Annotated in this window: 23 protein-coding genes; 16 read left to right on the forward strand and 7 right to left on the reverse strand. The window is 60.4% G+C overall.

Features of this window, described 5'->3' with window-relative positions; genetic code table 11:
- Positions 1–88 precede the first annotated feature (88 nt).
- The 6 genes from KFK14_RS18005 to KFK14_RS18030 all read left to right on the forward strand — a co-directional run bounded on the left by KFK14_RS18005 (position 89) and on the right by KFK14_RS18030 (position 6,749).
- Complete coding sequence (locus KFK14_RS18005) at positions 89–1,399, forward strand: outer membrane beta-barrel protein (protein ID WP_212608632.1); 1,311 nt, start codon at positions 89–91, stop codon at positions 1,397–1,399.
- A 106-nt stretch (positions 1,400–1,505) separates the two neighbouring features.
- Positions 1,506–1,715, forward strand: a complete 210-nt coding sequence (locus KFK14_RS18010; protein ID WP_212608633.1) for a hypothetical protein — start codon at positions 1,506–1,508, stop codon at positions 1,713–1,715.
- On the forward strand, positions 1,712–3,091 hold the full coding sequence (locus KFK14_RS18015; protein ID WP_212608634.1) for an ATP-binding protein: 1,380 nt from the start codon (positions 1,712–1,714) through the stop codon (positions 3,089–3,091). The genes KFK14_RS18010 and KFK14_RS18015 overlap by 4 nt, the downstream gene beginning before the upstream one ends.
- Complete coding sequence (locus KFK14_RS18020) at positions 3,088–4,476, forward strand: GumC family protein (protein ID WP_212608635.1); 1,389 nt, start codon at positions 3,088–3,090, stop codon at positions 4,474–4,476. Before KFK14_RS18015 ends, KFK14_RS18020 begins: the two co-directional genes overlap by 4 nt.
- Positions 4,476–5,369: a cyclic di-GMP-binding domain-containing protein, MshE-related gene (locus tag KFK14_RS18025; RefSeq protein ID WP_070155089.1), complete on the forward strand. Its 894-nt coding sequence runs from the start codon at positions 4,476–4,478 to the stop codon at positions 5,367–5,369. The genes KFK14_RS18020 and KFK14_RS18025 overlap by 1 nt, the downstream gene beginning before the upstream one ends.
- A 27-nt stretch (positions 5,370–5,396) precedes the next feature.
- Positions 5,397–6,749 carry an ARV1 family protein gene (locus tag KFK14_RS18030; RefSeq protein ID WP_212608636.1) on the forward strand — a complete coding sequence of 451 codons (1,353 nt, stop codon included), beginning with the start codon at positions 5,397–5,399 and terminating at the stop codon, positions 6,747–6,749.
- Positions 6,750–6,767: 18 nt separating this feature from the next.
- Here KFK14_RS18030 and KFK14_RS18035 read toward each other — a convergent pair whose 3' ends face one another.
- Positions 6,768–7,865: a glycoside hydrolase family 5 protein gene (locus KFK14_RS18035; RefSeq protein WP_212608637.1), complete on the reverse strand. Its 1,098-nt coding sequence runs from the start codon at positions 7,863–7,865 to the stop codon at positions 6,768–6,770.
- A 456-nt stretch (positions 7,866–8,321) separates the two neighbouring features.
- On the opposite strand from KFK14_RS18035, the gene KFK14_RS18040 reads away from it, so the two are divergent.
- From KFK14_RS18040 to KFK14_RS18070, 8 genes are all read left to right on the forward strand, one after another.
- A complete protein-coding gene (locus KFK14_RS18040; protein WP_212608638.1) occupies positions 8,322–9,434 on the forward strand; it encodes a glycosyltransferase in 1,113 nt (370 codons plus the stop codon).
- A 183-nt stretch (positions 9,435–9,617) separates the two neighbouring features.
- Positions 9,618–10,391: a glucose-1-phosphate cytidylyltransferase gene (gene rfbF / locus KFK14_RS18045; protein WP_070155085.1), complete on the forward strand. Its 774-nt coding sequence runs from the start codon at positions 9,618–9,620 to the stop codon at positions 10,389–10,391.
- A 6-nt stretch (positions 10,392–10,397) separates the two neighbouring features.
- Positions 10,398–11,444, forward strand: coding sequence for an NAD-dependent epimerase/dehydratase family protein (locus KFK14_RS18050; RefSeq protein WP_212608639.1), 1,047 nt, complete (start codon positions 10,398–10,400; stop codon positions 11,442–11,444).
- Positions 11,441–12,004, forward strand: coding sequence for a dTDP-4-dehydrorhamnose 3,5-epimerase (gene rfbC / locus KFK14_RS18055; RefSeq protein WP_212608640.1), 564 nt, complete (start codon positions 11,441–11,443; stop codon positions 12,002–12,004). Before KFK14_RS18050 ends, rfbC begins: the two co-directional genes overlap by 4 nt.
- 16 nt (positions 12,005–12,020) lie before the next feature.
- Positions 12,021–13,334, forward strand: coding sequence for an NAD(P)H-dependent oxidoreductase (locus tag KFK14_RS18060; RefSeq protein ID WP_212608641.1), 1,314 nt, complete (start codon positions 12,021–12,023; stop codon positions 13,332–13,334).
- 13 nt (positions 13,335–13,347) lie between these two features.
- On the forward strand, positions 13,348–13,563 hold the full coding sequence (locus KFK14_RS18065; protein ID WP_212608642.1) for a hypothetical protein: 216 nt from the start codon (positions 13,348–13,350) through the stop codon (positions 13,561–13,563).
- The gene (locus KFK14_RS24265; protein ID WP_281417163.1) at positions 13,560–13,685 is read left to right on the forward strand and encodes a hypothetical protein; all 126 of its coding nucleotides are present in this window, start codon (positions 13,560–13,562) and stop codon (positions 13,683–13,685) included. Before KFK14_RS18065 ends, KFK14_RS24265 begins: the two co-directional genes overlap by 4 nt.
- Positions 13,686–13,692: 7 nt before the next feature.
- Positions 13,693–14,829: an NAD(P)/FAD-dependent oxidoreductase gene (locus tag KFK14_RS18070; RefSeq protein ID WP_212608643.1), complete on the forward strand. Its 1,137-nt coding sequence runs from the start codon at positions 13,693–13,695 to the stop codon at positions 14,827–14,829.
- A 31-nt stretch (positions 14,830–14,860) separates the two neighbouring features.
- On the opposite strand, the gene KFK14_RS18075 is transcribed toward KFK14_RS18070, so the two are convergent.
- From KFK14_RS18075 to KFK14_RS18095, 5 genes are all read right to left on the reverse strand, one after another.
- Complete coding sequence (locus KFK14_RS18075) at positions 14,861–16,039, reverse strand: glycoside hydrolase family 5 protein (RefSeq protein ID WP_212608644.1); 1,179 nt, start codon at positions 16,037–16,039, stop codon at positions 14,861–14,863.
- Positions 16,040–16,267: 228 nt separating this feature from the next.
- Positions 16,268–17,095, reverse strand: a complete 828-nt coding sequence (locus KFK14_RS18080; protein ID WP_212611225.1) for a sulfite exporter TauE/SafE family protein — start codon at positions 17,093–17,095, stop codon at positions 16,268–16,270.
- Positions 17,096–17,206: 111 nt separating this feature from the next.
- Positions 17,207–17,764, reverse strand: coding sequence for a GNAT family N-acetyltransferase (locus KFK14_RS18085; RefSeq protein ID WP_246524695.1), 558 nt, complete (start codon positions 17,762–17,764; stop codon positions 17,207–17,209).
- A gap of 86 nt (positions 17,765–17,850) precedes the next feature.
- Positions 17,851–20,547, reverse strand: coding sequence for a TonB-dependent receptor plug domain-containing protein (locus KFK14_RS18090; RefSeq protein ID WP_212608645.1), 2,697 nt, complete (start codon positions 20,545–20,547; stop codon positions 17,851–17,853).
- Positions 20,548–20,594: 47 nt separating this feature from the next.
- The gene (locus KFK14_RS18095) at positions 20,595–20,813 is read right to left on the reverse strand and encodes a hypothetical protein (RefSeq protein WP_212608646.1); all 219 of its coding nucleotides are present in this window, start codon (positions 20,811–20,813) and stop codon (positions 20,595–20,597) included.
- A gap of 575 nt (positions 20,814–21,388) precedes the next feature.
- Between KFK14_RS18095 and KFK14_RS18100 the strand changes: the two genes are divergently transcribed.
- Positions 21,389–21,760, forward strand: a complete 372-nt coding sequence (locus KFK14_RS18100) for a UrcA family protein (protein WP_070155073.1) — start codon at positions 21,389–21,391, stop codon at positions 21,758–21,760.
- Between the two features lie 46 nt (positions 21,761–21,806).
- On the opposite strand, the gene KFK14_RS18105 is transcribed toward KFK14_RS18100, so the two are convergent.
- Positions 21,807–22,571, reverse strand: a complete 765-nt coding sequence (locus KFK14_RS18105) for a competence/damage-inducible protein A (RefSeq protein ID WP_212608647.1) — start codon at positions 22,569–22,571, stop codon at positions 21,807–21,809.
- A 105-nt stretch (positions 22,572–22,676) separates the two neighbouring features.
- Between KFK14_RS18105 and map the strand changes: the two genes are divergently transcribed.
- Positions 22,677–23,504, forward strand: a complete 828-nt coding sequence (map, locus tag KFK14_RS18110; protein ID WP_212608648.1) for a type I methionyl aminopeptidase — start codon at positions 22,677–22,679, stop codon at positions 23,502–23,504.
- Positions 23,505–23,561: the final 57 nt, after the last annotated feature.

Below are 23,561 nucleotides of genomic sequence, written 5' to 3' on the forward strand. Positions count from 1 at the left end.
GACTATTGCATGACCGGAGCCAAATGTGCAGTGCACAAATATGGCAAGGCTGCTATATTGTAATAGGGCCATAATATTGGGGGGCCAGATGGCAACTATGAAGTTTTCGAAGAAAGTCAGCAACCTAGCGATTGCTGGTGCGGCACTGGTGCCGGTACCCGCCTGGGCGCAGGTGATGACGAATCCCATCCCGGTCCTGCCTAGCGATTATCCCAGCGAACGCGTCAGCGTATCCGAGCGGTATCGCCCCGAATTTCAGGCCAGCGGCATTCCGCTCGGCGTTCTCACCGTCCTGCCCCAGGTTGGCGTCGGCGCCAATTACACCAGCAACGTGTTCGGCACCGCCACTGGCGCGAGCAACGATTTCTGGTTGGGCGTCGATCCTTCGCTGACGATCACAAAGCGTGGCGGGAACGACGACACCGCCTCTTTCCAGGCAAAGGTGGATGCGGCGCTTCGCCGTTTCGCTGATGAAAAGGCGGCGAACGAAACCGGCCTGGGCGCGGAAGTATCGGCCACCATGCCTATGGGCGGCGGCAATTATCTCGCTGGCGGCGCATCGGCCCGCCGCAATTATGAGCGGCAGGATTCGGGCAGCTTCCCGACCGGCGCGCTCGCGCCTATCCGCTACGCGCAATATATCGGTTATCTGCGCTTCCGCGCCGGCGGCAGCCGCATTCGCGGAACCGTGGCGGTCGATGTCGACAAAACCCAGTTCAACAATGCAAGGCTGGCCGCTGGCACGTCTTTCGATCAGGGTTTCCGTGATCGCACGGTGCTGCGCGGCACTGGCCGCGTCGAAGCCTCTTTGACGGGCGCGACAAGCGGCTTCGTCGAGGGACGTTATTCCAACGTCAACTACACCCGTTCGTTCATCACGCCTGGCGTCGCCAATCGTGACGGCGACCAATATGAAGGTCTGGCCGGCCTGCGAATCGATTCGGGTAAGTTGCGCGGCACGGTCGCGGCTGGTTACACCCGCCGCGTATTTGACTCCGCGCTCTATCGCGATTTCGGCGGCTTCGCACTGACGGGTCAGATGGTCTATTATGCCAGCGGCCTGACCACGGTCACGCTGAACGGCTTCCGGAACATCACCGAAAGCGGCGATCCCAACATTTCGGCACAGTTCACGACCGGTGTGAATGCGCGCGTCGACCATGAGTTGCTGCGCTACATCATTCTGTCTGGAACGGCGGGATATAATGTGAACACCTATCGCGGCATCAACCGCGAGGACAAGCTGGCGCAGGTTCGCGGCAGCGTCCGCTATCTGGCCAACCGTCATTTCGAGATCAACGCGGAGGCGGCCTACACCAAGAGGACGTCTAACGGCGCCGCTTTCGGACCGGAATATAACCGGTTTGAATTCGGCGTGAATCTGGTCGGACGGCTCTAAGGGAATTGAGGGCCGCGCAGACGGCCCCTTTTTCTGTTTCGGGCAAAAGCAATGATAACCGGTCGCACGCGGAGAAGAATGCCTTTCGTTTAGGAATTGTCAGTCGATGGCTGCGACAAGTGTGAATACCAAGAAGACTGAAAGCGGCGGCAGTTATCATCCGTCGCACGAACATTTCAGCGATTCGGGCTTCCGCACTGTCGGGAGCCGTGAGATGTTTCCGCTGTTTTCTGGGTATTCCGGGCGCGCCACGCCGATCAGTGGTGCGCCGGTGGGTTTCGAACGCTGGATAGTAAAAGGCCTGTATCAATCATGAGCTGGTTCTCCGATCTCTTCAGCCGCAAGAAATCCTCCCGTTTTGAGGAGGAGGTCCCCGCCGAAGCCGCGGAAACGGCGGAGGATGAAGCGTCGACCACAGCCGACAGCCCTCCCGCCTTTCCGGAATTCAAGCTGGGCGCGGGCGCGAAGGTCACGGAATTTCCGGCCCCTTTCGTGCCGGAACCGACCGAGATCACGCGCACAAGCCCGCTGGAATCGGCGCGTAAGCGCCAGCGCGTTTCGCTGGCCTTCGACGTATCTCAGCCCGTCAGTTCGCGAGACGCCCTGCGCGGCCGCGATTCGAAACTGACCGCGCTGCTCAGCGGCACGCTCTATGGCGGCAACCACGCCTTCATCTATGGCCCTCGCGGTTCGGGCAAAACGTCGCTGGCGCGCGTATTTGGCGATTATGCCGATGAAGAAGGCGCAGTCGTTCTCTATATGGCCAGCATCGGCAGCATCACTTTCCCGGAACTGATGCTTCCCTATGTCGAACAGATCCCGAAAACCTGTTTCGACCCGCGGGATCAGCAACTGCTCGAAGACGCGATCGATCAGGCGCGGACGAACTGCAGCGCCCGAAATCTCGTCAATTATCTCGCTGAAATCAAATATTCCCGCGTGATCTTCATCCTCGACGAATTTGACCGGATCGAGAATATGGAGACCCGGTCGGAGGTGGCGTCGCTGCTGAAGCTGAGTTCGGATGCGCGTTTGCCGGTGTCGTTCCTGCTGGTTGGCATTGCGTCCGACGTGCCCGCGCTCATCGATGCTCACCCTTCCCTTCGCCGTCACGTTACGCCGGTGTCCATCGAGCCTCTGACAGACGAGGAAGTCTGCACGATCCTGGATATCTGCGCGAATATCAGCGGATTGGTGTTCACGACCGACGCCAAGAAGAAAATCGCCGAGCTTGCTTGTGGGTCGCCCTACCACGCCCGCCTTTTCGGGATGCACGCCGCCTGCGTCGCGCTGGACGATAATGTCGCGACCGTTACGGTCGGCGCCGTCCTGGGCGGTATCGAGGCTGCGTTCGTCGAATGGAATGAGTTCAACACTGACGACGCCGACCTGTTCAAGCAACTGGCTCAGGCGGAGGCGGACCATCCGGAAAGCCTGGCCGATTTCGCGCGGAAAGCCGCGCATCGCCGGGGATTGGATGTCAGCGACATCAAGGAATTGGTGATGTCGGAAGCGGCATCCGGTTCCGTACGGGACCTTTCAACCGCTGCGGCGCGGCTGAGTTCGGCCATAACGAGCGAGGGCGACCTCGTGGTATTCAAAGACAGCCTGGCACCACAGTTCCTGCTAGTCGCGCTTGAGTTGACTCAGCCCCAGGGAACCATGCCGTCCTATGCGAGGGAACAAGCATGAGAAGTTTAACGGATTGGTTCGAGGTCGTATGGTTCCGGCGGAAGGTGGTGGCGATCATCACCGCCGTCATCGTCGCATTGATGGCGGTATATCTGGTCTTTGCTCCCCGCACCTATCAGGCATCAGCCAGCCTTTATTTCGACAAGTCTGCGCCTGATCCGCTGAAAAGCGACAATAATGGTCCGCAGCAGGACAATCGCCTCGCGACAGAGGCAGAGGTGATTCGCAGCTCAAAGGTCGTGCAGCGTGTCGTCCAGGCCATTCCTGCGGCTGAGCGCAAGGAATATGAAGCGAAATGGGGCAGCCAGAGCAAAAGCGGTCAGCCTTTTGACGACTGGCTCCGCGCCAAGCTGCTGTCGGCGATCTCCGTGACGACACAGGCCGATACCAAGGTTCTGGCGATCAATGCTGTCGCCGCTGAGCCGGAAAAGGCGGCCGAGCTCGCCAACCGTTTCGCGACCGGATATGTTGATGCGCAGCGCGAGTTGAGCACTGGCCCGGCCCAGGCCTACGCCAAATTCCTGTCCGGCAACATGTCCGCAGCACGCAAGGATGTGGAGCGGGCGGAAGGCGCGCTCAGCAGCTTCGTGAAGGCGACCGGCATCTCCGGTGACACGCAGGCCAGCGCTGGCGCGCTCGCCGCCACCGTGTCGCAATTGGCCGGTTCGCAGGCCGCCGCCGCCGGTGCCGCCAATATGGGCGGATCGGATGCCCAGGGCGTCGCCGACGCGCAGAATACGGAGACTGTTCAGCGCCTGAGCACCGAATATGCTACAAAGGCGGCGCAAGTCAGCCAATATGAGGCCACGCTCGGCCCCAATCACCCGACACTGCAGGCGGCTGAAGCTGAGCTGGCGACAATTAAGGCGCGCCTCAATGCCGAACGCCGGAGCGCCACCGACGCCTTTGTCCGGTCTCGCCAGGCGGCCATCGCGGCTGAAAGCGCCGCCGCCGCCGCCCGCGCAGGCCAGTTGCAGAGCGCAGCAAACGCACAGCGGTCGCAACTGGTTGAAATGTCGAGCAACCTTGGCAAATTCGCGACATTGCAGCAGGACCTTGCGACCGCCCAGCAGCGATATAATGACCTGAGCAGCCGCGCTTCGCAGATGCAGCTTCGCGGCGCCCTGCCATTGGCCAACGTATCGCAGCTCGACACGGCGAAAGCGCCCGACCGCCCGACCAGCCCGAAAGTTGGCCTGCTGTCGATGCTCGCCGTCATGATGGGCCTTGCGATCGGCGCTGGTGTCGCCATCCTGCTCGAATATCTCAATCCGAGGGTACGGACGCTCGCGAATGTGGAGAAGCTCATTGGCGTGCCGGTCGTCGCACGTCTCTCCCTGCCCCGCGAGACTCCCCGTATGCTCACCGATGCGAGTGCAAACTGATGCGTCTTCGTTCTTCCGCCAGCAACAACCTGCCGAACAATCTTGAGGTCGGCCGTCAGTCCCGGAAGGACTGGCGCCGCCTGGGTGAAGTCCTTGTCGGCCTGGGCGCCCTGCGTGACGATCAGGTGGAATCGATCCTCGATCACCAGTCCAACACCGGCAAGCTGTTCGGCGAAGCGTCGGTTGAAATGGGCCTCGTCACGCCTGCGATGCTCCGCATTGCGCAGGAGCGTCAGCATGGCGTGAAGGTCCTCTCGCCGGATGATGAGTCGGTCGATCACCGGGTTATCGCGGCCTTCGACCCGCATCATGAATTTGTCGAGCGCATCAAGGTCATGCTGCTCAACCTGGGCATCATGCTGAGCACCCAGGGCGCGGCGAAGATCGTATTGGTGTCCGGCGTCGAGGCCGCCCGCGAATCCGCGCTCGTCGCCGCCAACCTGGCCGTCGTCTGCGCGCAGGGCGGCACCCGCACATTGCTGGTCGACGCCAATCTGGATCAGCCGGTGCACAACCACCTGTTCCGTATCAACAACCGCAGCGGCGTAAGCACCCTGCTGGCGTCGACGGACGCGCCGCTCCGCCTGGCCATGCAGACGGCGATCGACAATCTGTGGGTCATTCCCGCTGGTCCGTCCCGTCCTGACGCGTCCGCCCTGCTAGAGCGCGAGCAGCTCGTTCATCGCCTGCTTCCCGCGATGGAGGACTTTGACGCGGTGATCATCGAATGCGGATCATTGCTGGCGCCGCTCGTGGCTCGTGCCGCGATTGGCGTCCATGGCGCGATGCTGGCTGTCCGTGAGCATGAGTCATCGATGAATGATTTGCGTGCCCTGGTGGACATGATCACCCTGAAGGGCGTTCCCCAGACGTCCGTGGTGATGATGTCCTGATCAGGCGCTTCGGGAGGCAATGATATAATGCGGCGTTCCACTCAACCGCCGATCATCCGCTTTTCGGAACAGCCGGTATCGCCGCTCAATACCGCAGCAGCGACAGCGCGGGACACGCGATACCAATTCGTTCTTGGCGCGCTGGCCGTGATGGCCGTTTTCTATAACGGCCTGCTCGCTATGGCCGGCGCAGCGGGACTGCCGATCAGCGCGACCTCCGTGCTGATCATAGAGCCTGTCATCCTGGCGTCCGCCCTGCTCGCCATTCTGCGGATCAGCTTCACCAGAGATGATTTGCCGAGCCTGTTGCTGGCTTTCTCCTTTCTGGCGATCACGATCTATCTGTCCGCGATCAACGAGGTGTTTTTCCCGGACACGATGCGGAATATGGCGATTATCGCCCTTTTCACGATGCTGGGTTTGCGGGCGCGGTTGAGCACGCTGAACATGGCGGTGCTGGTTACGACGATCCTGACGGCGGTCGTGCTTGTCATCGAAATTGTGGACACGCCGATGTACGTCCAATTGTTCGAGCCGGCGCAATATTTCTTTAAGACCCGCGGGCTTGAGATTCCCGATTGGGACAAGAGCGGCCTTTTCGGCAATGCATTGGGTTTCAAGGAACGATTCAGCTTTGGCCTGACCGCGCACCGCACCTCGTCCATTTTCCTGGAACAGGTGTCGATGGCGAATTTCGCCGCCTTCCTCACGGTCTATCTGATGAGCCTCTGGCCCAAGCTCACGGCGTGGCGGAAAATTTTCTTCATCGCCGTGATTGTGGCGATTCTGGTCACGAACAACACGCGCACGTCGCTGATCCTGGCGGTGATCGCGCCTGCCGGATATTTTCTGTATCCGCGGATGCCGCGCTATCTGAACGTCATCATCGCGCCCCTGTTGATCGCAGTGGCCTGGTTCATCGAGGATCCCAACAGACCATATGCGGACGATTTTGCGGGACGCCTCTCTCTGACCATTCGAACGCTGCAGAAACTGGATCTGGAGGGCGCGCTCGGCCAGAAGATCATGGAATCCTACGCTTTCGTGGACAGCGGCTATCCCTATTTCATCTACGCCGCCACCCTGCCCGGCCTCATTCTGCTATGGATGTTCATCTCCTTCTATCTCCCTCAGAGCACGGCATCCCAGAAACGCTTCGCATATTCGGCGGGCCTGTTTATCGCCTGTTCGCTCGTGGTCGCAGGCACGTCTATCTTCACAATCAAGGTCGCGAGCATGCTGTGGTTCCTGGCGGGCTTCATGCGCTCGCAAAGGGATGAAGTTGAGCCGGGACAGGAAGTTGCAGAGCATGGGACGCCAACTCCCATGCCTGTGCCTTTAACGCCCAGACGTCCGGCGATCGCCGGCATGTTGCGATAGGCTGATCCCGCGCGACGCCTAGCGTTGCATGTAGCGTTGCAGCACCGCCATTTGCGGCTTCTGCCTACCGTCATCGCCGGGCTGAATGCTCATCGGGTATCCGCCCCACCATGCGCCCGCCGCCCAATAGCTCCATCCCGCCCATACATCCGTATTGGCGTTGATGTAGGTCATCATATTCTCAAGCGCTTTGAGGCAAACAGGGCTTGAGGTCGCGCCGAATTCGCCAAGCAAGGCGCGCGCCTTGTGCGCCCGCAGCCATTGGGTCGCCTCCTCCAGCCTGCGGCTCCCCGCTTCGGCATCCAGGCATTTGTCCTGCGTGCCGGAGCTGTCGGGGTCGAGATATTGGTGCATTTCAAACAGATAATTATTGCCCGGATCCTGGAAATCCTCGAACGCCGCGGCGTTGGAACCCGATCCGCCCTCTGTCCAGCTATGCGCGCCGGTCCAGCGCGTGCCGGAAATCAGGAGCATATTGGTTGCTCCAGTTTTCCTTATGGCGGCGACGGCCTGATCGTTGATCTTTCTCCATGTCGGCGCATCAATGTCGAACGGCTCGTTCATGATGCCAAAGGCGATTTTTGGCGACCCCTTGTAATGCTCTGCAAGGCGGGTCCAAAGATCGGCAAGCATCGCGCCGCCATCCTCTGCCTGATCCAGCCGCTTGCCCCGATATCGGGCATAATTATGAACGTCGAACAGGATGGTCTTGAAGCCTTCGGCGCTTCTTATGCTCTCGTCGACCGCCGCCATTTCCTGTTCGGAAAGCGGCTTGAACGGCTCAGGCTGAATGCGTTCCCACAATACCGGCAGCCGGAGCATATCGAACCCCTGCGCCGTAAACAGCTCGGCCTCCGCTCTGTCGGGGTAGATATAGTCCGTGCCAAGACGGCCGGGCAGCTTCTCCGGCGCGAATGACCCTCCGGCAAGGTTGATGCCGTAAAGCGGTTGCCTGGCGGAACCCGGCGGAGCAGTGACGCCCGGCGAAGTCGCAATGGTGCTCGCGGCGACAAGGCACGACGTGACGACGGCCAGGCCAAGCTCGATGGCGTAGTGCCGCCGATCCACAAAGCCCCATGTGCCGGGACGGCGTTTTTCCGCTGATTTTCCAGGCATTTTGTTCCGTTCCAACAGCTTAGAAATGCCTTTATTCTGTCCTTCGTCAGCTTTCAGCGCAACCCGTCAATCAACACCCGGCTATGTCTAGATTCAGGACAGCGTAACCCTGCCGTAAACCAGTAAATGCCGTTGACCAGCATCCTGCGACGATTTAGCATTTGCAGCATTGGACAGATGAATGATCCAAGCGTGATATTTTATATTCTTCACAATTTTCGACCGGGGGGCGGTTTTGTGAAGCTGGTTTTGGGCACCAAGGTCGCCACGGCCCTATCCCCCGGCTTTTAAGCCCCGGTTGACGCCGGGAAAAGACGTCTGGCGCATCGCGCCTGCAACAAGCCGCTGGGTTAGCGGTGGGTCTGAAGGGACGGTGTGGTGACTGCGCGATCTGTTTTGCTGTCGTCAAATTACAACGCCTGGCCTGAAGTATTTAACGGTCAATGCTATGCGTTTTTGAACGTCGTAGCTGGTGTCGAAAATGCCGACGTGCTCGCCCCTCCCGGCGCCAAATATACGGCTGGCCGCGCCATTCGGCCCAGTTTCTCCTACCTGTTTGGAGAATTATTCTGCCGGTCGCAGTCGCAATTGCTGCGAAAGTTCGGCAAGGCGGGGCAGTCGAACATGCAGCCCGTGCATGTCGATCGCGACTATGATCTGTTTATGTTCATGTGCCAGTTCCCGGTGGAGCTGACCGCGCTCGGCCAGATCGAGAACTGGCGTAAGCGGTGCGGCAAGGCGGTAGCCTTCATTCTGGAAACCTGGTCCCATGTGCATGAGTCGACCAAGACCGAACTGGCTCTGCTGAACCAGTTCGATCATGTGTTTGTGCTGAACCGGGAATGCATTCCGAACCTGCGGAAATATGTGACCGTCCCGATTTCGTTTCTGTCGACGGCGACTGATTGCCTCCTTTCCACGCCTTTCCCGGAAAACCCGGAACGCTTTGTCGATGTGTTCAGCATGGGACGCAGGTCAGTGCCCATCCATGAAAAGCTGGTCGCGTTGGCGGGGGCCGACAACAGCTTCATGTATTCTCATGACACCAGCAAGCAGGGCGCGATCACCAACTGGCATGAGCATCGTTTGATGACCGCCAACACGATCAAGCGCAGCAAATATTTCATCGCCTATAATCATGCGGTGGTGGACCCCAGCAGCGAGAGCAAGAATTTCAAGGAACAGGCGCTGTCCACCCGCTATTTCGAAGGTGCGGCTGGCGGCTCCGTGGTCCTGGGTTCGGCCCCCGGCTGTCAGGAGTTTGGCGAATATTTCGACTGGGAAGACGCAGTGATCGACCTCCCCGAGGATGTTGCCGACCTGCGCGGCTTTCTGTCCGATCTCGACGCGCAAACGGAACGTATGGCGCTTGCGCGGGTCACCAACGCGGCGCAATGTTTGAAACGGCATGACTGGGCGCATCGCTGGGCGCAAATCCTCGATACGCTGGGGCTGGAGCATACGGCGGAACTGGAAAGCCGGTTGGACAAGATGGCGTCGATCGCCCTTGCAGCGGAAAAATCGATCGGGAATCCGACAACACAACGCAGCCAGATGGCGCTTGGATAAGAGCCGGCGCAGGCATGGCCGTTTCCCTATCGCAAAAAATAAACGTCTTCGGGTTAGCGCGGGAGAACAGACGCAGCGAATCGGAAACGGCAAAAGCCGGGCCGTTATGCTCCCTGATGAATTTGGATCATGGGTGGAAAAGCCCAGCCCGAATGAAGTCGATTCAAGATTGAGGAAAGCGTAGTGAAAGCAGTCATTTTTGCCGGTGGCCTTGGCACCCGGATTTCCGAGGAAACGTCTGTGCGTCCAAAGCCCATGGTGGAGGTCGCCGGCCGCCCCATCCTCTGGCACATCCTCAAAATCTATTCCCATTACGGGATCAACGATTTCGTGATCTGCCTTGGCTACAAGGGCGAGGTCATCAAGGACTTCTTCGTGAATTATCACACGATGCTGTCCGATATGACGGTGGACCTGTCGAACAACACGACAACGCTCCATTCCAACCGCGCCGAGCCGTGGAAGGTGACGCTGGTCGACACCGGTCCCGACACGATGACCGGCGGCCGCCTGAAGCGCGTCTATCCCTATATCAAGGATGAGGAAGCCTTCTGCCTGACCTATGGCGACGGCGTCGCCGACATCGACATTCCCGCCCTGCTGGCGCTCCACAAGAAAGAAGGCCGCCTGGCGACCGTCACCGCCGTTCAGCCTCCGGGCCGCTTCGGCAATCTGCATATCGAGAATAATCAGGTCACCGGCTTCCGCGAGAAGGCCAAGGGCGGCGACGGCCTCATCAATGGCGGCTTCTTCGTCTGCAGCCCCAAAGTGGTAGAGACGATCACCGACGATACGACGGTTTGGGAAGAAGGCCCGCTGGAGACCCTGGTCGCCCAGGGCCAGATGAGCGTGTACCAGCATGACGGCTTCTGGCAGCCGATGGATACGCTGCGCGACAAGAATTACCTCGAAGGTTTGTGGAACAAGAAACAAGCGCCCTGGCGCGTGTGGGAGTAAGATAGAATGCGTATCCTGATCACCGGAAACATGGGCTATATCGGCCCGGTCCTTGCCCAGCACCTGCGCAAGCGCTTTCCCGACTCTTTCCTGGTCGGCGTCGATCGCGGCTGGTTCGCAAGCTGCCTGTCCGATCCGTCGCGCCTACCGGAAGCCGTCCTCGACCAGCAGTGGTTCAAGGATGTCCGCGATCTGACTGTCGACGACCTCAAGGGTTTCGACGCGGTCGTCGCCCTCGCCGCCATTTCCAACGATGCCATGGGCAAGCGGTTCGAGCTCGTCACGGACGAGATCAACTGCAAGGCGGTCCTTTCGACCGCAAAGCTCGCCTCCGAAGCCGGCGTTGACCGCTTCGTGTTCGCGTCGAGCTGCTCGATCTACGGCGCGGCCGCCGACGGTCAGCCCCGCACGGAAAGCAGCCAGGTCGCGCCGCTGACCGCCTATGCCCATTCGAAGATCGACACGGAGAAGGGCCTGGCCCAGCTCGAAGGCGACATGACCGTGACGGCGCTGCGCTTCGCGACCGCCTGCGGCGCCTCGCCCCGCCTGCGCCTCGACCTCGTGCTGAACGACTTCGTCGCCGGCGCCGTCGCCAGCAACACCGTCGACGTCCTGTCGGACGGCACGCCCTGGCGTCCGCTGATCCACGTCCGCGACATGTGCCGCGCGATTGAATGGGCGATCGTCCGCGACAAGGAGGCCGGCGGCCAGTTCCTGAAGATCAACGCCGGTTCGGAGCGGTGGAACGTGCAGGTCCGCGACCTCGCCAACGCCGTGGGCAAGATGATCCCCAGCGCCAAGGTCACGATCGCGACCTCGCCGCCCGCCGACAACCGGTCGTATCGCGTCGATTTCTCGCTGTTCGAGAAGCTGGCGCCCGACCATCAGCCGCTCGAAACGCTGGAAGGCACGATCGCCGAACTGCGCGACAATTTCGTCAAGGCCGGCTTCAACGACGCCAATTTCCGCCAGTCCAACTTCATCCGCCTGAAGATCCTCAACGGTCTGTGCGATGAGGGCGTGCTGGCCCCTGACCTGAGGCTGGCTGCATGAAGTTCCACGAAACGCCGCTGAACGGCGTCTATGTGATCGAGCCGGAACAGCGCGGGGATTCCCGCGGCTGGTTCCAGCGCATCTTCTGCGAGAAGGAAATGGCGGAGGCGGGCCTCGAAACCCGCTTCGTTCAGGCCAACAATTCCTTCAATGCGGAGGCGGGGACCCTGCGGGGGCTGCACTATCAGCTTCCCCCCTCGCCAGAGGTGAAGATCGTCCGCTGCATCAAGGGCGCGCTGTGGGACGTGATCGTCGATCTGCGGCCGACGTCGCCCACTTACCTCAAGTGGCATGGCGTCGAACTGACGGCGGAAAACCGCCTGGCCTATTATGTGCCGCGCGGCTTCGCCCATGGCTTCGTCACGCTGGAGCCGGACACCGAGACGCTCTACCTCGCCAGCGAATTTTACAATCCGCAGGCCGAGCGCGGGCTGCGCTGGAATGATCCGAAGATCGGCATCACCTGGCCGCTGGATGGCGCGATCATTTCGGAGAAGGACGCCAATTGGCAGGATTTCAACGAGGAATATCACGGCGTGGAGCTGATGAAGGGGCTCTGACGCAAGGGAGGTACTTATGGGTAATGTAGTCACCGACAGGCTGCTGAAGGAGCGCGAAGCCGAGGGCCGTCCGATCAAGGTCGGCATGTACGGCGCGGGCTTCATGGCCAAGGGCATCGTCAATCAGATCGCGCACTCCGTGCCCGGCATGGTGCTGGCGGTGATCTGCAACCGCAATCTCGACAAGGCGAAGGCCGCCTATGAGCAGGCTGGCCAGGAGTGGGTCGAGGTCAGCTCCGTCAAGGAGCTGGCGCAGGCGATCAAGGACGGCAAGCCCGCCATCACCAGCGATCCCGCGATCCTCTATGAAAGCGACGATCTGGACTGCCTGATCGACGCCACCGGCGCAGTCGAATATGGCGCCGACATCACGCTGGGCGCGATTGCGCATGGCCGTGACATGGTGACCATGAACGCGGAACTGGATGCGACGGTCGGCTGCCTGCTGAAGAAGAAGGCGGACGAAGCCGGCGTCATCTTCACCGCCACCGATGGCGATCAGCCGGGCGTGGAGATGAACCTCTTCCGCTTCGTCAAGTCGATCGGCCTCACCCCACTGATGTGCGGCAACATCAAGGGCCTGCAGGACCCCTATCGCAACCCGACCACGCAGGAAGGCTTCGCCAAGCAGTGGGGCCAGGACCCCTATATGGTGACCAGCTTCGCCGACGGCACGAAGATCAGCTTCGAGCAGGCGATCGTCGCTAACGGCACCGGCATGTCGATCCTGAAGCGGGGCATGACCGGCTATGACCATCGCGGCCATGTCGACGAACTGACCGGCATGTATGACGTCGAAGCTCTGAAGGCTGTCGGCGGCGCGGTCGATTATGTCGTCGGCACCAAGCCGGGACCGGGCGTCTATGTCCTGGCGACGCATGACGACCCCAAGCAGAAGCATTATCTGAACCTGTATAAGCTGGGTGAAGGCCCGCTCTACAGCTTCTATACCCCCTATCATCTCTGCCATTTCGAGGTGCCATTGTCGGTCGCCCGCGTCGTGCTGTTGCGCGATCCGGTGCTCCAGCCGCTGGGCGCCCCGCTGGTCGAGGTGGTCGCCACTGCCAAGCGCGATCTGGAAGCGGGTGAGACCATCGACGATCTGGGCGGCTACACCACCTACGGCCAGTGCGAGCGGGCCGATGTCACGGCGCAGGAAAATCTGCTGCCGATGGGCGTCGCGGTAAACTGCATCCTCAAGCATGCGGTGCCGAAGGACAAGGTGCTCACCTATGACGATGTGATCCTGCCGGAAGGCCGGACCATCGATCGTCTGCGTGAGGAACAGGCCAAGCTGTTCGGTCTGGGCCAGCCCGTCCCGGCGGAGTGAAATAACCCGGCCAATGAAGGATATCCGCGCTGTCCGCTTCAATGAAAAGGTCAGACGGGTATCCGCATTGCTCAACGGTGGGGCGCTGGTGCAGTTATTGACGGCGTTCAACCGCTGGGGAGAGGGAAAAGGCGCGATCGCAACCAGCGCATGGATTCTGGCTGCGGTCGCGTTCATGTTCATGGCGGTGCAGATCAACAATCTGCTGGTCCTGGAGGACAGCGAATGACCCTCTTTGATGCGAGCGTGATTGGCGTTTCCTTCGCGATTGCGGGCGGGTTCTACGCCTATCTCCTGATTGAGCGCCGCAAGCTGGACCATGCCCGCAAGCGGGCCGAGCCTTCGGAATAATTTAGCTATGACCGAAAAAGTGGATGTCATCATTGCCGGGGCCGGCGTGGTCGGCCTTGCCGTCGCCCGCGCTTTGGCGATGGCGGGGCGCGAGGTGCTGATCCTCGAAAGCGAGGGCGCATTCGGTCAGGGAACGTCATCCCGCAACAGCGAGGTGATCCATGCTGGCGTATTCAATGCGCCGGGCATGCTCAAATCCTCGCTCTGCGTGCGTGGTCGCCAGCTCCTCTATCGCTATTGTGAGGAGCGGCACATCGATCACAAGAAAACCGGCAAGCTGGTCGTCGCGACCGACCCGGAGGACCTGCCGCAGCTCGACTGGATCGAGGATGCGGCGTCGAAACAGGGGTTGGAGCCAGAGGCCGCGCTCTATCGCCTGACTGCGGAGGAAGCGAAGGCGCTGGAGCCGAACCTGCGCTGCGCCGCCGCCGTCATGTCGCCGTCCACCGGCGTCATCGACGCGCACGGCTATATGACCGCCCTGCTGGGCGACGCGGAGGCGAACGGCGCGTCACTGGTGCTGCATTCGCCCGTCGATCACGTCATATTGGGCGAAGATGGCCATCTGGTGTCGATCGGCGGGAGCGATCCGATCAAGTTGAAGGCGAACCTTTTCGTGAATTCGGCTGGGCTTTCCGCCTGTGCGCTGGCGGCGCGGACGCAGGGCTATCCTGCGCATCTGGTGCCGGAAGCGCGCTTCGTCAAAGGCAACTACTTCACCCTGACTGGAAAGACGCCTTTCACTCGGCCGATCTACCCTCTGCACCAGGGCGGCACTTCGCTGCACCAGGGTGGGCATTCGCTCCATATCACCATTGGTCTGGACGGCCGCGGCAAGTTTGGGCCAGATTCCGAACCGGTGGCGCAACCGGAATATGAAGTCGATCCGGCGCGGGCCGAAAAATTCTATGACGGCATCCGCAAATATTGGCCCGGCCTGCCCGACGGAGCGCTGGAGCCGGGCTATGCCGGCGTCCGCCCAAAGATTGTGTCGCGGGACGGCGCGCCAGTCGCCGACTTCCTCGTCGAAGGACCCGGCGATCATGGCATTCCGGGTCTGGTCAATCTGTTCGGAATTGAAAGCCCCGGTCTGACATCAAGCCTGGCGATCGCTGAAATGGTAGCGGCAAAGCTGGCGCGCTAGCCGGGTTTCGCCAGCCACATCTCTGCGCGTCTTACTTGTTCACATATTCAAGCAGATATTTCATATGCGGCGTCGGCGTCGCCGTGTTCGGCCATGCCAGCGGCAGGGTGCGGAAAATATAGCTGGAAGGCCACCACGAGCCTCCGCCCCATGCGGTCCAGCCCCGGAACACGCCGGACGCCTCCATCCGGTTGAGCATATCGCGATATTCGATGCCGCACTGGGTGCCGGAGGTCGCGCCCATCTCCCCCATGAACAGCTTCACGCCGCCCTTTGACTTGGACCAGTTGATGACTTCCGCTACGCGGGTGCCCGAACCGGCCACACAGGTTGCCGAGGTGCCGCTGGAGTCCGCATCAAGATATTGATGAACCTCCAGCGCGAAATTGTTCGCTGGGTCGGTGAAGCCGTTATAGCTCGCCGCATTTCCCGACGAAACCCATGAATGCGCGCCGGTCCACGCCGTGCCCGGCACCAGCAGCTTGTTCCACAGCCCCGCAGCGCGAATATCAACAACGAGTTTCTTGACGATCGGCCACCAAGTCGCTGCGTTCATCGTATGCGGCTCGTTCATCAGACCCAGCCACACGCTCCCATTATAGCGATATTCATAGGCCAGTTTGATCCATGCGTCGGCCAGCGCGGAGCCTGGGACCTGTGTAGTGCCGACATTGACCATCGTCTGATAGTTGGAGCCTGTCGCCCGCTGGCCATAATTATGCATGTCCAGCACGACGGTCATGCCGCGCGCCGTCGCATTTGTGATGACCGTGCGGATCGCCTGCTGATCCGCGACGGACAGCGCGCCGTTCAATGTCGGCTGGATGCGTTCCCACTTGAACGGCACGCGAATGATCTTGAAGCCGAGATTGGCGTAATAGTCGATCTCCGCCTTTGTCGGATAAATATAGTCGGTGTTCATCCGTCCAGGTGCGTTGCTGCCGAACTCGCCGCCCGCAATGTTGATACCCCGCAGCATGGGATAGACCGCCGTGGCCGCAGTGGCTGCGGACGTCACGGTTGCAGCGGCGTCATCGGAAACGACCGTGCTGGACGGCGCAACGGAGGGCGCCGGCGCGGCGATCGCCACCGTCTCGGACGACGCGCCCATTGGCGCGACCTGCACAGCGCCGCCATCATCGCCGCCACAGGCCGAGAGGCTGAGCATGATGGCCACCAGAGGCAGGCCGGACACTTTCATGAAACGCATAATATCCCCGTATAGCGACCCGAATGATGCTGGACGGACGCCGCTCTGTCGCAGCGGCGCGTCCGCTCATTTCTAAGCCTTCAAGGGACCAGATTTGATGTAAAGAAAAGCCACCCGCGGCGTCTTTGCCGCAGAAATGGCTCGAAAGCTGGCGCTCCGTTCGTCAGGCGAGACGAACGGAGCACGAACAGGGAACATTAAAACCCGTTTAACCTAGGATAAGATCGATCACATCTTGAGTGCGTTACGGAACATCACGAAGGCGATGAATATCAGGTAGACGCCGAACACCCGCTTCAACAGGGGAGCAGGCAGGCTGTGGGCCGCAGCGACGCCCCACGGCGCGGTGATGATCGACATGCAGGAAATGGCGATCACTGCCGGGATGTTCACATAGCCCAGCGAACCCCAGGGAAGTCCCCCTTCCTTCAACCCGATGATCGCAAATCCTATCGCGCTGGGAATGGCGATCAGAGTGCCGATACCCGAAGCTGTGGCGATGGCGCGGTGAATGGAACGGCCGCACAGGGTCATCACCATGATGGCGATGGTGCCGCCGCCAATGCCGAGCAGGGCAGAAAAGGTGCCAAGCCCGCCCGCGATACCCATGCGCGCGACACCCGACGGCATATCCTGACTGATCACCTTGCCGCCGATTTTCGGCAAAAGGAAATTGAGCGACATCAGGAATACGCCAACGGCGAAGATCATGGTGAGCACATGGCCATCGACCCGGCCGGCCAGCAAAACGCCTATGCCGTCGCCCACGACAATCCATGGCGCCCAGGCGCGCAATATCTCAAACTCTACCGCGCCGCGCTTTGCGTGCGCAAGCAATGAGCGAATGGAGGTGACGATGATCGTGGCCGCCGAAGTGCCGATTGCGACATGCGCGATCGCTTCGGGCGTGCCGCCAAGCAACGGCAACACCACGAACAGCGCAGGCACGACAACAAAGCCGCCGCCGATGCCGAATATGCCCGCGGCGAAACCGGCGAAGAGTCCGGCTCCGAGCATAGCGGCCAGCGGGATCAATATCGTAGAAAGATGCGCCATATCCATCAGAACTGACCCCCGGCGCGAACCCGGCAGGTCCGATATCCAACAACGCTGCGACTGGCGCTCCGCGACATGATTGCGCGCGCCCTTCCCGATTGAAGCATTAGACTAAAACCCTTTTGGCTCGATGATTTTCTGCATGAGGATGATCGGCACGCTACTATCAGTTAGACGAGCGACGTCCTGAAACCCGCAAGCGTGGTAGAGGGGCGCCCCGGCCAGGGTCGAGGTCAGTTCCAGCCGCGAGAAGCCCTCCTTTCGGGCCGCCTCCTCGCATAAGGCAAGGATCATCCTGCCGATACCCCGCCGTACGTAGGCCGGATGCGTATACATGGCGCGGATTTTGGCAGGCTCGGTCCTGGGATCGAGAAGGCGGTCATCGCGGTTTGCGGAAGCGTTGTGGCCATAGGGCGTCGCACGTCGGCTCCAGCCACCGCAGCCGGCGATCGCGCCATGCCGTTCAATGATGAAATAGGTGCCGTCATCGATCAACCGGGTGTCCAGCCCCATGATCTGGCGGCTGGCGATGATCTGACCGGGCGTCAGGAAAGATTTCTGCAATTCACCGATCGCGGCGTCAATGACGGTCGAAAGGGCGGCTATATCCCCGCGCGTGGCCGTACGATGCGTGAACGCCTCATGGGGAGAAGCCATATCATTGGTCATCTTGACCCCGGTCCTATGCCGTTACGCGGCATAACAAAAAAGGAGGGCGACCCCGCAGGGCCGCCCTCCCCAATAATATAGTCCGGTCAGAACTTGAAGCCGGCCTTCAGGTACCAGAAGCCGCCGTTGAAGCCGAACGGCGAAGCGTCCGGATAGACGTCGCCGGTGAAGCGGCCGCCAGTGGTGGCATAGACCGGACCCAGGCCACCAGCCCGGTTGTCGAACTTATCCGGATAGTTGTCGAAGATGTTCTGCGCACCGGCAGTCAGCGTGAACATGTCGTTGAACGAATAGCTCACTTCGAAGTCGAACACGAATTCGCTGCTGAAGCTCTGCTCGACGAAGGTTGCGCCATTGAGGCCAGCGCCATCATCATAGAGCTTGTATTTGCCGTACCAGTTCATGCGGCCGAGCACCGAGAACGGGCCGCTGGACCAGTTTTCCGTCAACACAACGCGCGTCTTGGGCAGCGTGCCTTCCAACTGCTGAATGCGAGTGTCGCTGATCACCTGACCACCCGAAATCGGGTCGACGCCAACGCGGATCACCTTCGTCTTGTTATAGTTGAAGGCGATCGTAGTGCTGAACGTGCCCAGGCTGTCCGTGACCAGGCGGTAATTGCCGACCACGTCGACACCCTGCGTGCGGGTATCGAAGGCGTTGGTCAGGAACTGCACCTCGTTCACCGTGGCGTAGTTGGCCAGACCAAGGGACTGCAGCGTCGGGCGATCGGCATCCTCGATAACGCGAGAGCCGGTCGTGCCGATACGGTCCTTCACCTTGATGTTATAATAGTCGATGCTCAGCGAGACGCCAGGCGCCGGCGTGAACACGCCACCACCGGAGAAGCTGACCGACTCTTCCGGCGTCAGCGGGATAGCGCCCAGATATTGGGCGACCGGGCTGGCCACCGGCAGCGTCATGAACTCGATCGCGTTCGGATTACCCGGATTGAACGTGGTCGCGATGCTGCTGGTGTTGATCTGACCCGGCGTCGGCGCGCGGAAACCCGTGCCGACCGTGCCGCGCAGGGCGAGCACGTCAGGAATGACCGCATAGCGCGCCCGCACCTTGCCAACCGTCGAACTGCCGAAGTCCGACAGATGCTCGTAACGGCCCGCAATGCCCAAGTTGAACTGCTCGGTGATATCGGCTTCCACGTCGATGTAGAGGCCCTTCGAGTTGCGGCTGCTCTCACCCGCGATCGCCGGACCATAGCCCGGGAAGCCGTTAGCGCCCACCGGCAGGGCAACAGAAAGCTGGCTGCCGTCAGCATTCAGAACCGGCGCGCCGTCCTGATGGAAGACCAGATTGCCGGTATAGGGTCCGATCGCATAGGAGGCCGGGTCGCCGAGGCCCAGTTCATAGGACTCCCGAAAATACTGGCCGCCGAACGCAATGTTGATCGGGCTGGCGAAGCCGACTTCCCAGGGATAGCTGAAGTCCGCGTTGAACAGCGTTTCGCGCTGCTCCAGCTTGCCGAGATAGAAGGACGTCGGCGACGTGATGCCCAGCGACGGGTTCATCGTGCCGTTCATCGTATATTTGAGCGTCGACTGGCCATAGCTGCCCGAAATATCGTAGTTCAGGCCAAAGCCAAGCGTGCCCTTGTAGCCCGCCGTGCCGGAGATGTCGTCGATCTTGCCGAAGAAGATCGGCGTGAAGCCGCCGGAGTAGACGCAGCTCCAGTTCTGAACCAGCGGATCCGAACAGGTCGAAACCTGCGTATAATCACGCGTGATCGGGCTGTATCCGTTTGGAGCATAGACGTTGCCGCCCGCCGCGCCGCTTTGGATGCCAGGCAGCGTATTGTCGAAGTCGGTGAAATAGTCGTTGAAGATACCGTTCTTGCCGAAGCCGGTCGCGTTCACCGACTGGCGGTAGTTGAAGCTTTCTTCCTGGAAGCTGTGGCCATAATTGCCGAAGAAATAAACGCTGCTGTCATCGCCCAGATCGAAGCCGCCATTCACGAAGAAACGATAGGACTCGAGTTCAGGGTTGCCATAGCGCTGCGCCAGCGCGGGAACGCCGATGTTGGGCTGCTCCAGCGACAGTTGCAGAGCGCCTGGGCGGGTGACGCCACGGCTGGTCTTGCCGGAATTCACATATTCGCCACTGATGTTGATGAAACCAACTTCGCCCAGCTTGAAGCCGCCATTAAGGGCGACCTGATAATCCTTGCCGTCACCTTCGTAAAACTGGCCGTAACGGGCGTAGCCGGAAAAGCCGTCGCTACCGTCCTTCAGCGACATGTTGATAACGCCCGCGATAGCGTCGGAACCATATTGCGCCGACGCGCCGTCGCGCAGAACGTCCACCTGTTTGATCGCGATCGCCGGAACCTGTGCAAGGTCAGCGGAATGGGCGCCAGCCGACTGTGCGTTCGCGCCGATCTGCACCAGAGCGGAGCGATGCATGCGCTTGCCGTTAATCAGCACCAGCGTCTGGTCAGGCGCGAGGCCGCGAAGGTTGGGAGGACGGACGAAGGAGGAGCCGTCACCAATGGCGTAACGCGCCACGGAGAAGGAGGGAACCAGGTTCTGGATGACCTGATTCATGTCGGCCGAACCCTGCTTGGTCAGTTCCTCGCCGCTGTAGACGTCAATCGGCGTCGGCGAGTCGAGAACTGTACGGTCGGTACGGCGCGTGCCGGTGACGATGATAGCCGCGCCGGCTTCATTGTCCGCCGCCTGCGGAGAGGCGCTCTCCTGCGCAACCGCCGGAACGGCGCTGCATAGCGCGACTGCCATCGCGCCACTGGAAATTAGACCCACGAATTTCATTATGGCCCCCTGTTTTTTACCGTTGTTGGAGCCTCTCCCTGATCACCTTATTTTTTGTTTGCCCTGTTTAAAAATCCATCTGCAGCGCCGGTTTTCACACCGTCCTGCGATGCCCAATAATCCGCTTTCTTCCCTCCCATTTGCGGCGCATTGCGAAATGGTCTTGCAGTTTCAACGAAGGCTGCGCGCAATCCCGCCATAAAAAATGGGCTGCGGAAGAAAAAAATTTTACGGTTGAAAAAAAATGGCCCCGCGCGGCAGAGCAACGAAAAGCGCCTCGCGCACGCAAAAAGCCCAAGCGGAGACCCGGCCTGAACGGCGCAGAACCCCTGCGCAAAATCCGCCCATGGAAATCGGCTTCAAATAGTTTCATTAAAAACCCGAACACACTTGAATATTACATGTAAATTTTTGCACGATTCCTCTCACCGCTCCACACACAGGCAGAACAAGCAGAGATAATTTCGAAGTTATTCAAGAAAATTCAAATTTTTATATTCAGTTTTACACTGAATATCGCATAAAAAATTTGCAAATCACCACATGCTCTGGAAAGCATCTCATCTTTCCAAACCATTACCATTCAATTGAGCATTTTGTGCTTATGCGAAAGCTGACACATGATTCGTTGTCACGCAAATGAAATTTGCGTGTGCAGTTGCACAATGTTCAGCGAGCGGCGCCACATCCTCTACGGAATCCAGCGTTTGGAAACATGTGGAACGCTTGAAAAACTGCGGCGGAACGCCCAATTAGGGCCATGCCCGGTCCCTCCGGGCGTCCGCAACGCTATTTCACTTGGGGTATTGTCCAAAGGGCGAACCCTGTCAGGAGGATGCCAATGACTATTTCTCGCCGCTCCGCCGGAGCCTTGGGCCTTCTTGCCCTCGCCACGCTGGGTTCCGCTACGGCAGCTTATGCCCAGTCAGACCTGGTGGTTGAACCGACCGCCGACGCTGGCTCCATCACACGCACCATGAAGGTCGATATTTCGGATATCAACCTCGGCACCGCTCAGGGCCGCGAGAGGCTGGAACGCCGCGTCACTTTCGCCGCCAAGGCGGTGTGCGATTATAATGGCAGCTATGGCCTGCGGCAGCCGCGCGACTATTACGCCTGCTTCGACGAAGCAAAGGCTGGCGCAATGAGCGATCCCCGCGCCGTACAAACTGCTGCGAACGGCTACCTGGTCGTCGCTTCGCGCGGACACTGATAACCCCCGAGATGGGCGGTCCAGCTTTCGGACCGCCCGTTTCCGGTCAGATGCCGTCTTGCGTCACTGGCCATCCCGCCGCTTCCAGTCCGGCTGTCAAAGCCACCATGCAAGCGTCCAGGGACTGCCGGTCGGTCGACCGGATCACGAAATTCGCGCCGACCTTTCCCTCCCGGAAGAAAGGATAACTGCCGATCTGGCAGCCCTCATGCGTGCGTTCTGTCTCACGCAACAGTTCGGCCACTTCGCTTTCCGGCACCCAGCAGCCAATCTGCGCGGAAAGCAGGGGTAGCCCCCCTTCCAGTTGACCGCTGAGGCTTTCCAGCATCATCGCAGTGATGTGCGGAACGCCGGCCATGATGAAGATATTGCCATGGCGGATGCCTGGCGCCCCGGACATGCGATTTTCGATCAGGCTCGCGCCCGCGGGGACGCGCGCCATGCGCAGCCGCGCCTCGGTCAAGCCGCCGCGCGTCTCATAATATTCCGCGAGCACCGCCCGCGCCGTCGGATGGATTTCGACTCTCACGCCCAGGGCAATCGCAATGGCGTCCACGGTTATGTCGTCATGCGTCGGACCGATGCCGCCGGTGGTGAACAGATAATCGTTGCGGGCGCGCAGGATATTGACGGCTTCCACGATGGCGTCGGTATCGTCCGCAACGACACGCACTTCCCGGAGGCGGATGCCCTGGACATTCAGCCATGCGGCGATCTGCGACACATTGCGGTCCTGCGTCCGCCCGGACAATATCTCGTCGCCGATAATGATCAGGGCGGCGGTCCAGATGCGGGCGGCGTCGGCGGTCATGGGCTGCGCCATAGCGGCTGAGGACAGGCCTGCATAGTGAGCTATCTGGACGCATGAGAAAATCCGGCGCTCGCAATTCCGGCCTTTTCGCCCTATAAAGGGCCAATGACCCAATATATGACGATGACCGCCGACGCGCCCGTGTCGCGCTCGACCGCTATCAAACTATATGACGAAGCCGGCTTTGCCGGGATGCGAAAGGCGGGACGGCTGGCGGCCGAGATCCTGGACGCGCTGGCCCCTCATGTGGTGCCCGGCGTGACGACGGGAGAGCTGGATGACATTGTTCGCCGCATGACGCTGGAGGGTGGCGGGGTTCCCGCGACGCTTGGTTATCGCGGCTTCACGCATAGCTGCTGCACGTCGATCAACAATGTGATCTGTCACGGCATCCCCGGCGGCCGCGAATTGCGGGAAGGCGATATCGTCAATATCGATGTTACGCCGATCGTGGACGGATGGCATGGCGACACCAGCCGCATGTATATTGCCGGGGATGCGCCGGTGAAGGCGCGCAGGCTGGTCGAGATAACCTATGAATGCCTGATGCTGGGCATTGAGCAGGCCAAGCCGGGAAACACGCTGGGCGACATTGGACACGCCATCCAGCGTTATGCCGAGCGCCACCGCTATGGCGTGGTCCGCGATTTCTGCGGCCATGGCCTTGGCCGCGTATTCCATGATTCGCCGGAGGTCGTGCATATCGGGCGGCCGGGCACCGGGCCGGAACTGCGGCCTGGCATGTTCTTCACCATCGAACCGATGATCAATACCGGCAAGCCCGGCGTGAAGATGATGGAGGATGGCTGGACGGCCGTCACCCGCGACCGGTCGCTATCCGCCCAGTTCGAGCACAGCATCGGCATCACCGAGACGGGATGCGAGATTTTCACCAAAAGCCCCACAGGCCGGGACTGCCCGCCCTATAAATAGGCGTATTGGCCGCCGGTCGCCGCTGCGCCGGAACCTTCGTGACGCCCAGCGATTTCC

This window comes from Sphingobium phenoxybenzoativorans, assembly GCF_018286635.1.
In the GTDB taxonomy this organism is placed as follows: Bacteria; Pseudomonadota; Alphaproteobacteria; order Sphingomonadales; family Sphingomonadaceae; genus Sphingobium; species Sphingobium phenoxybenzoativorans.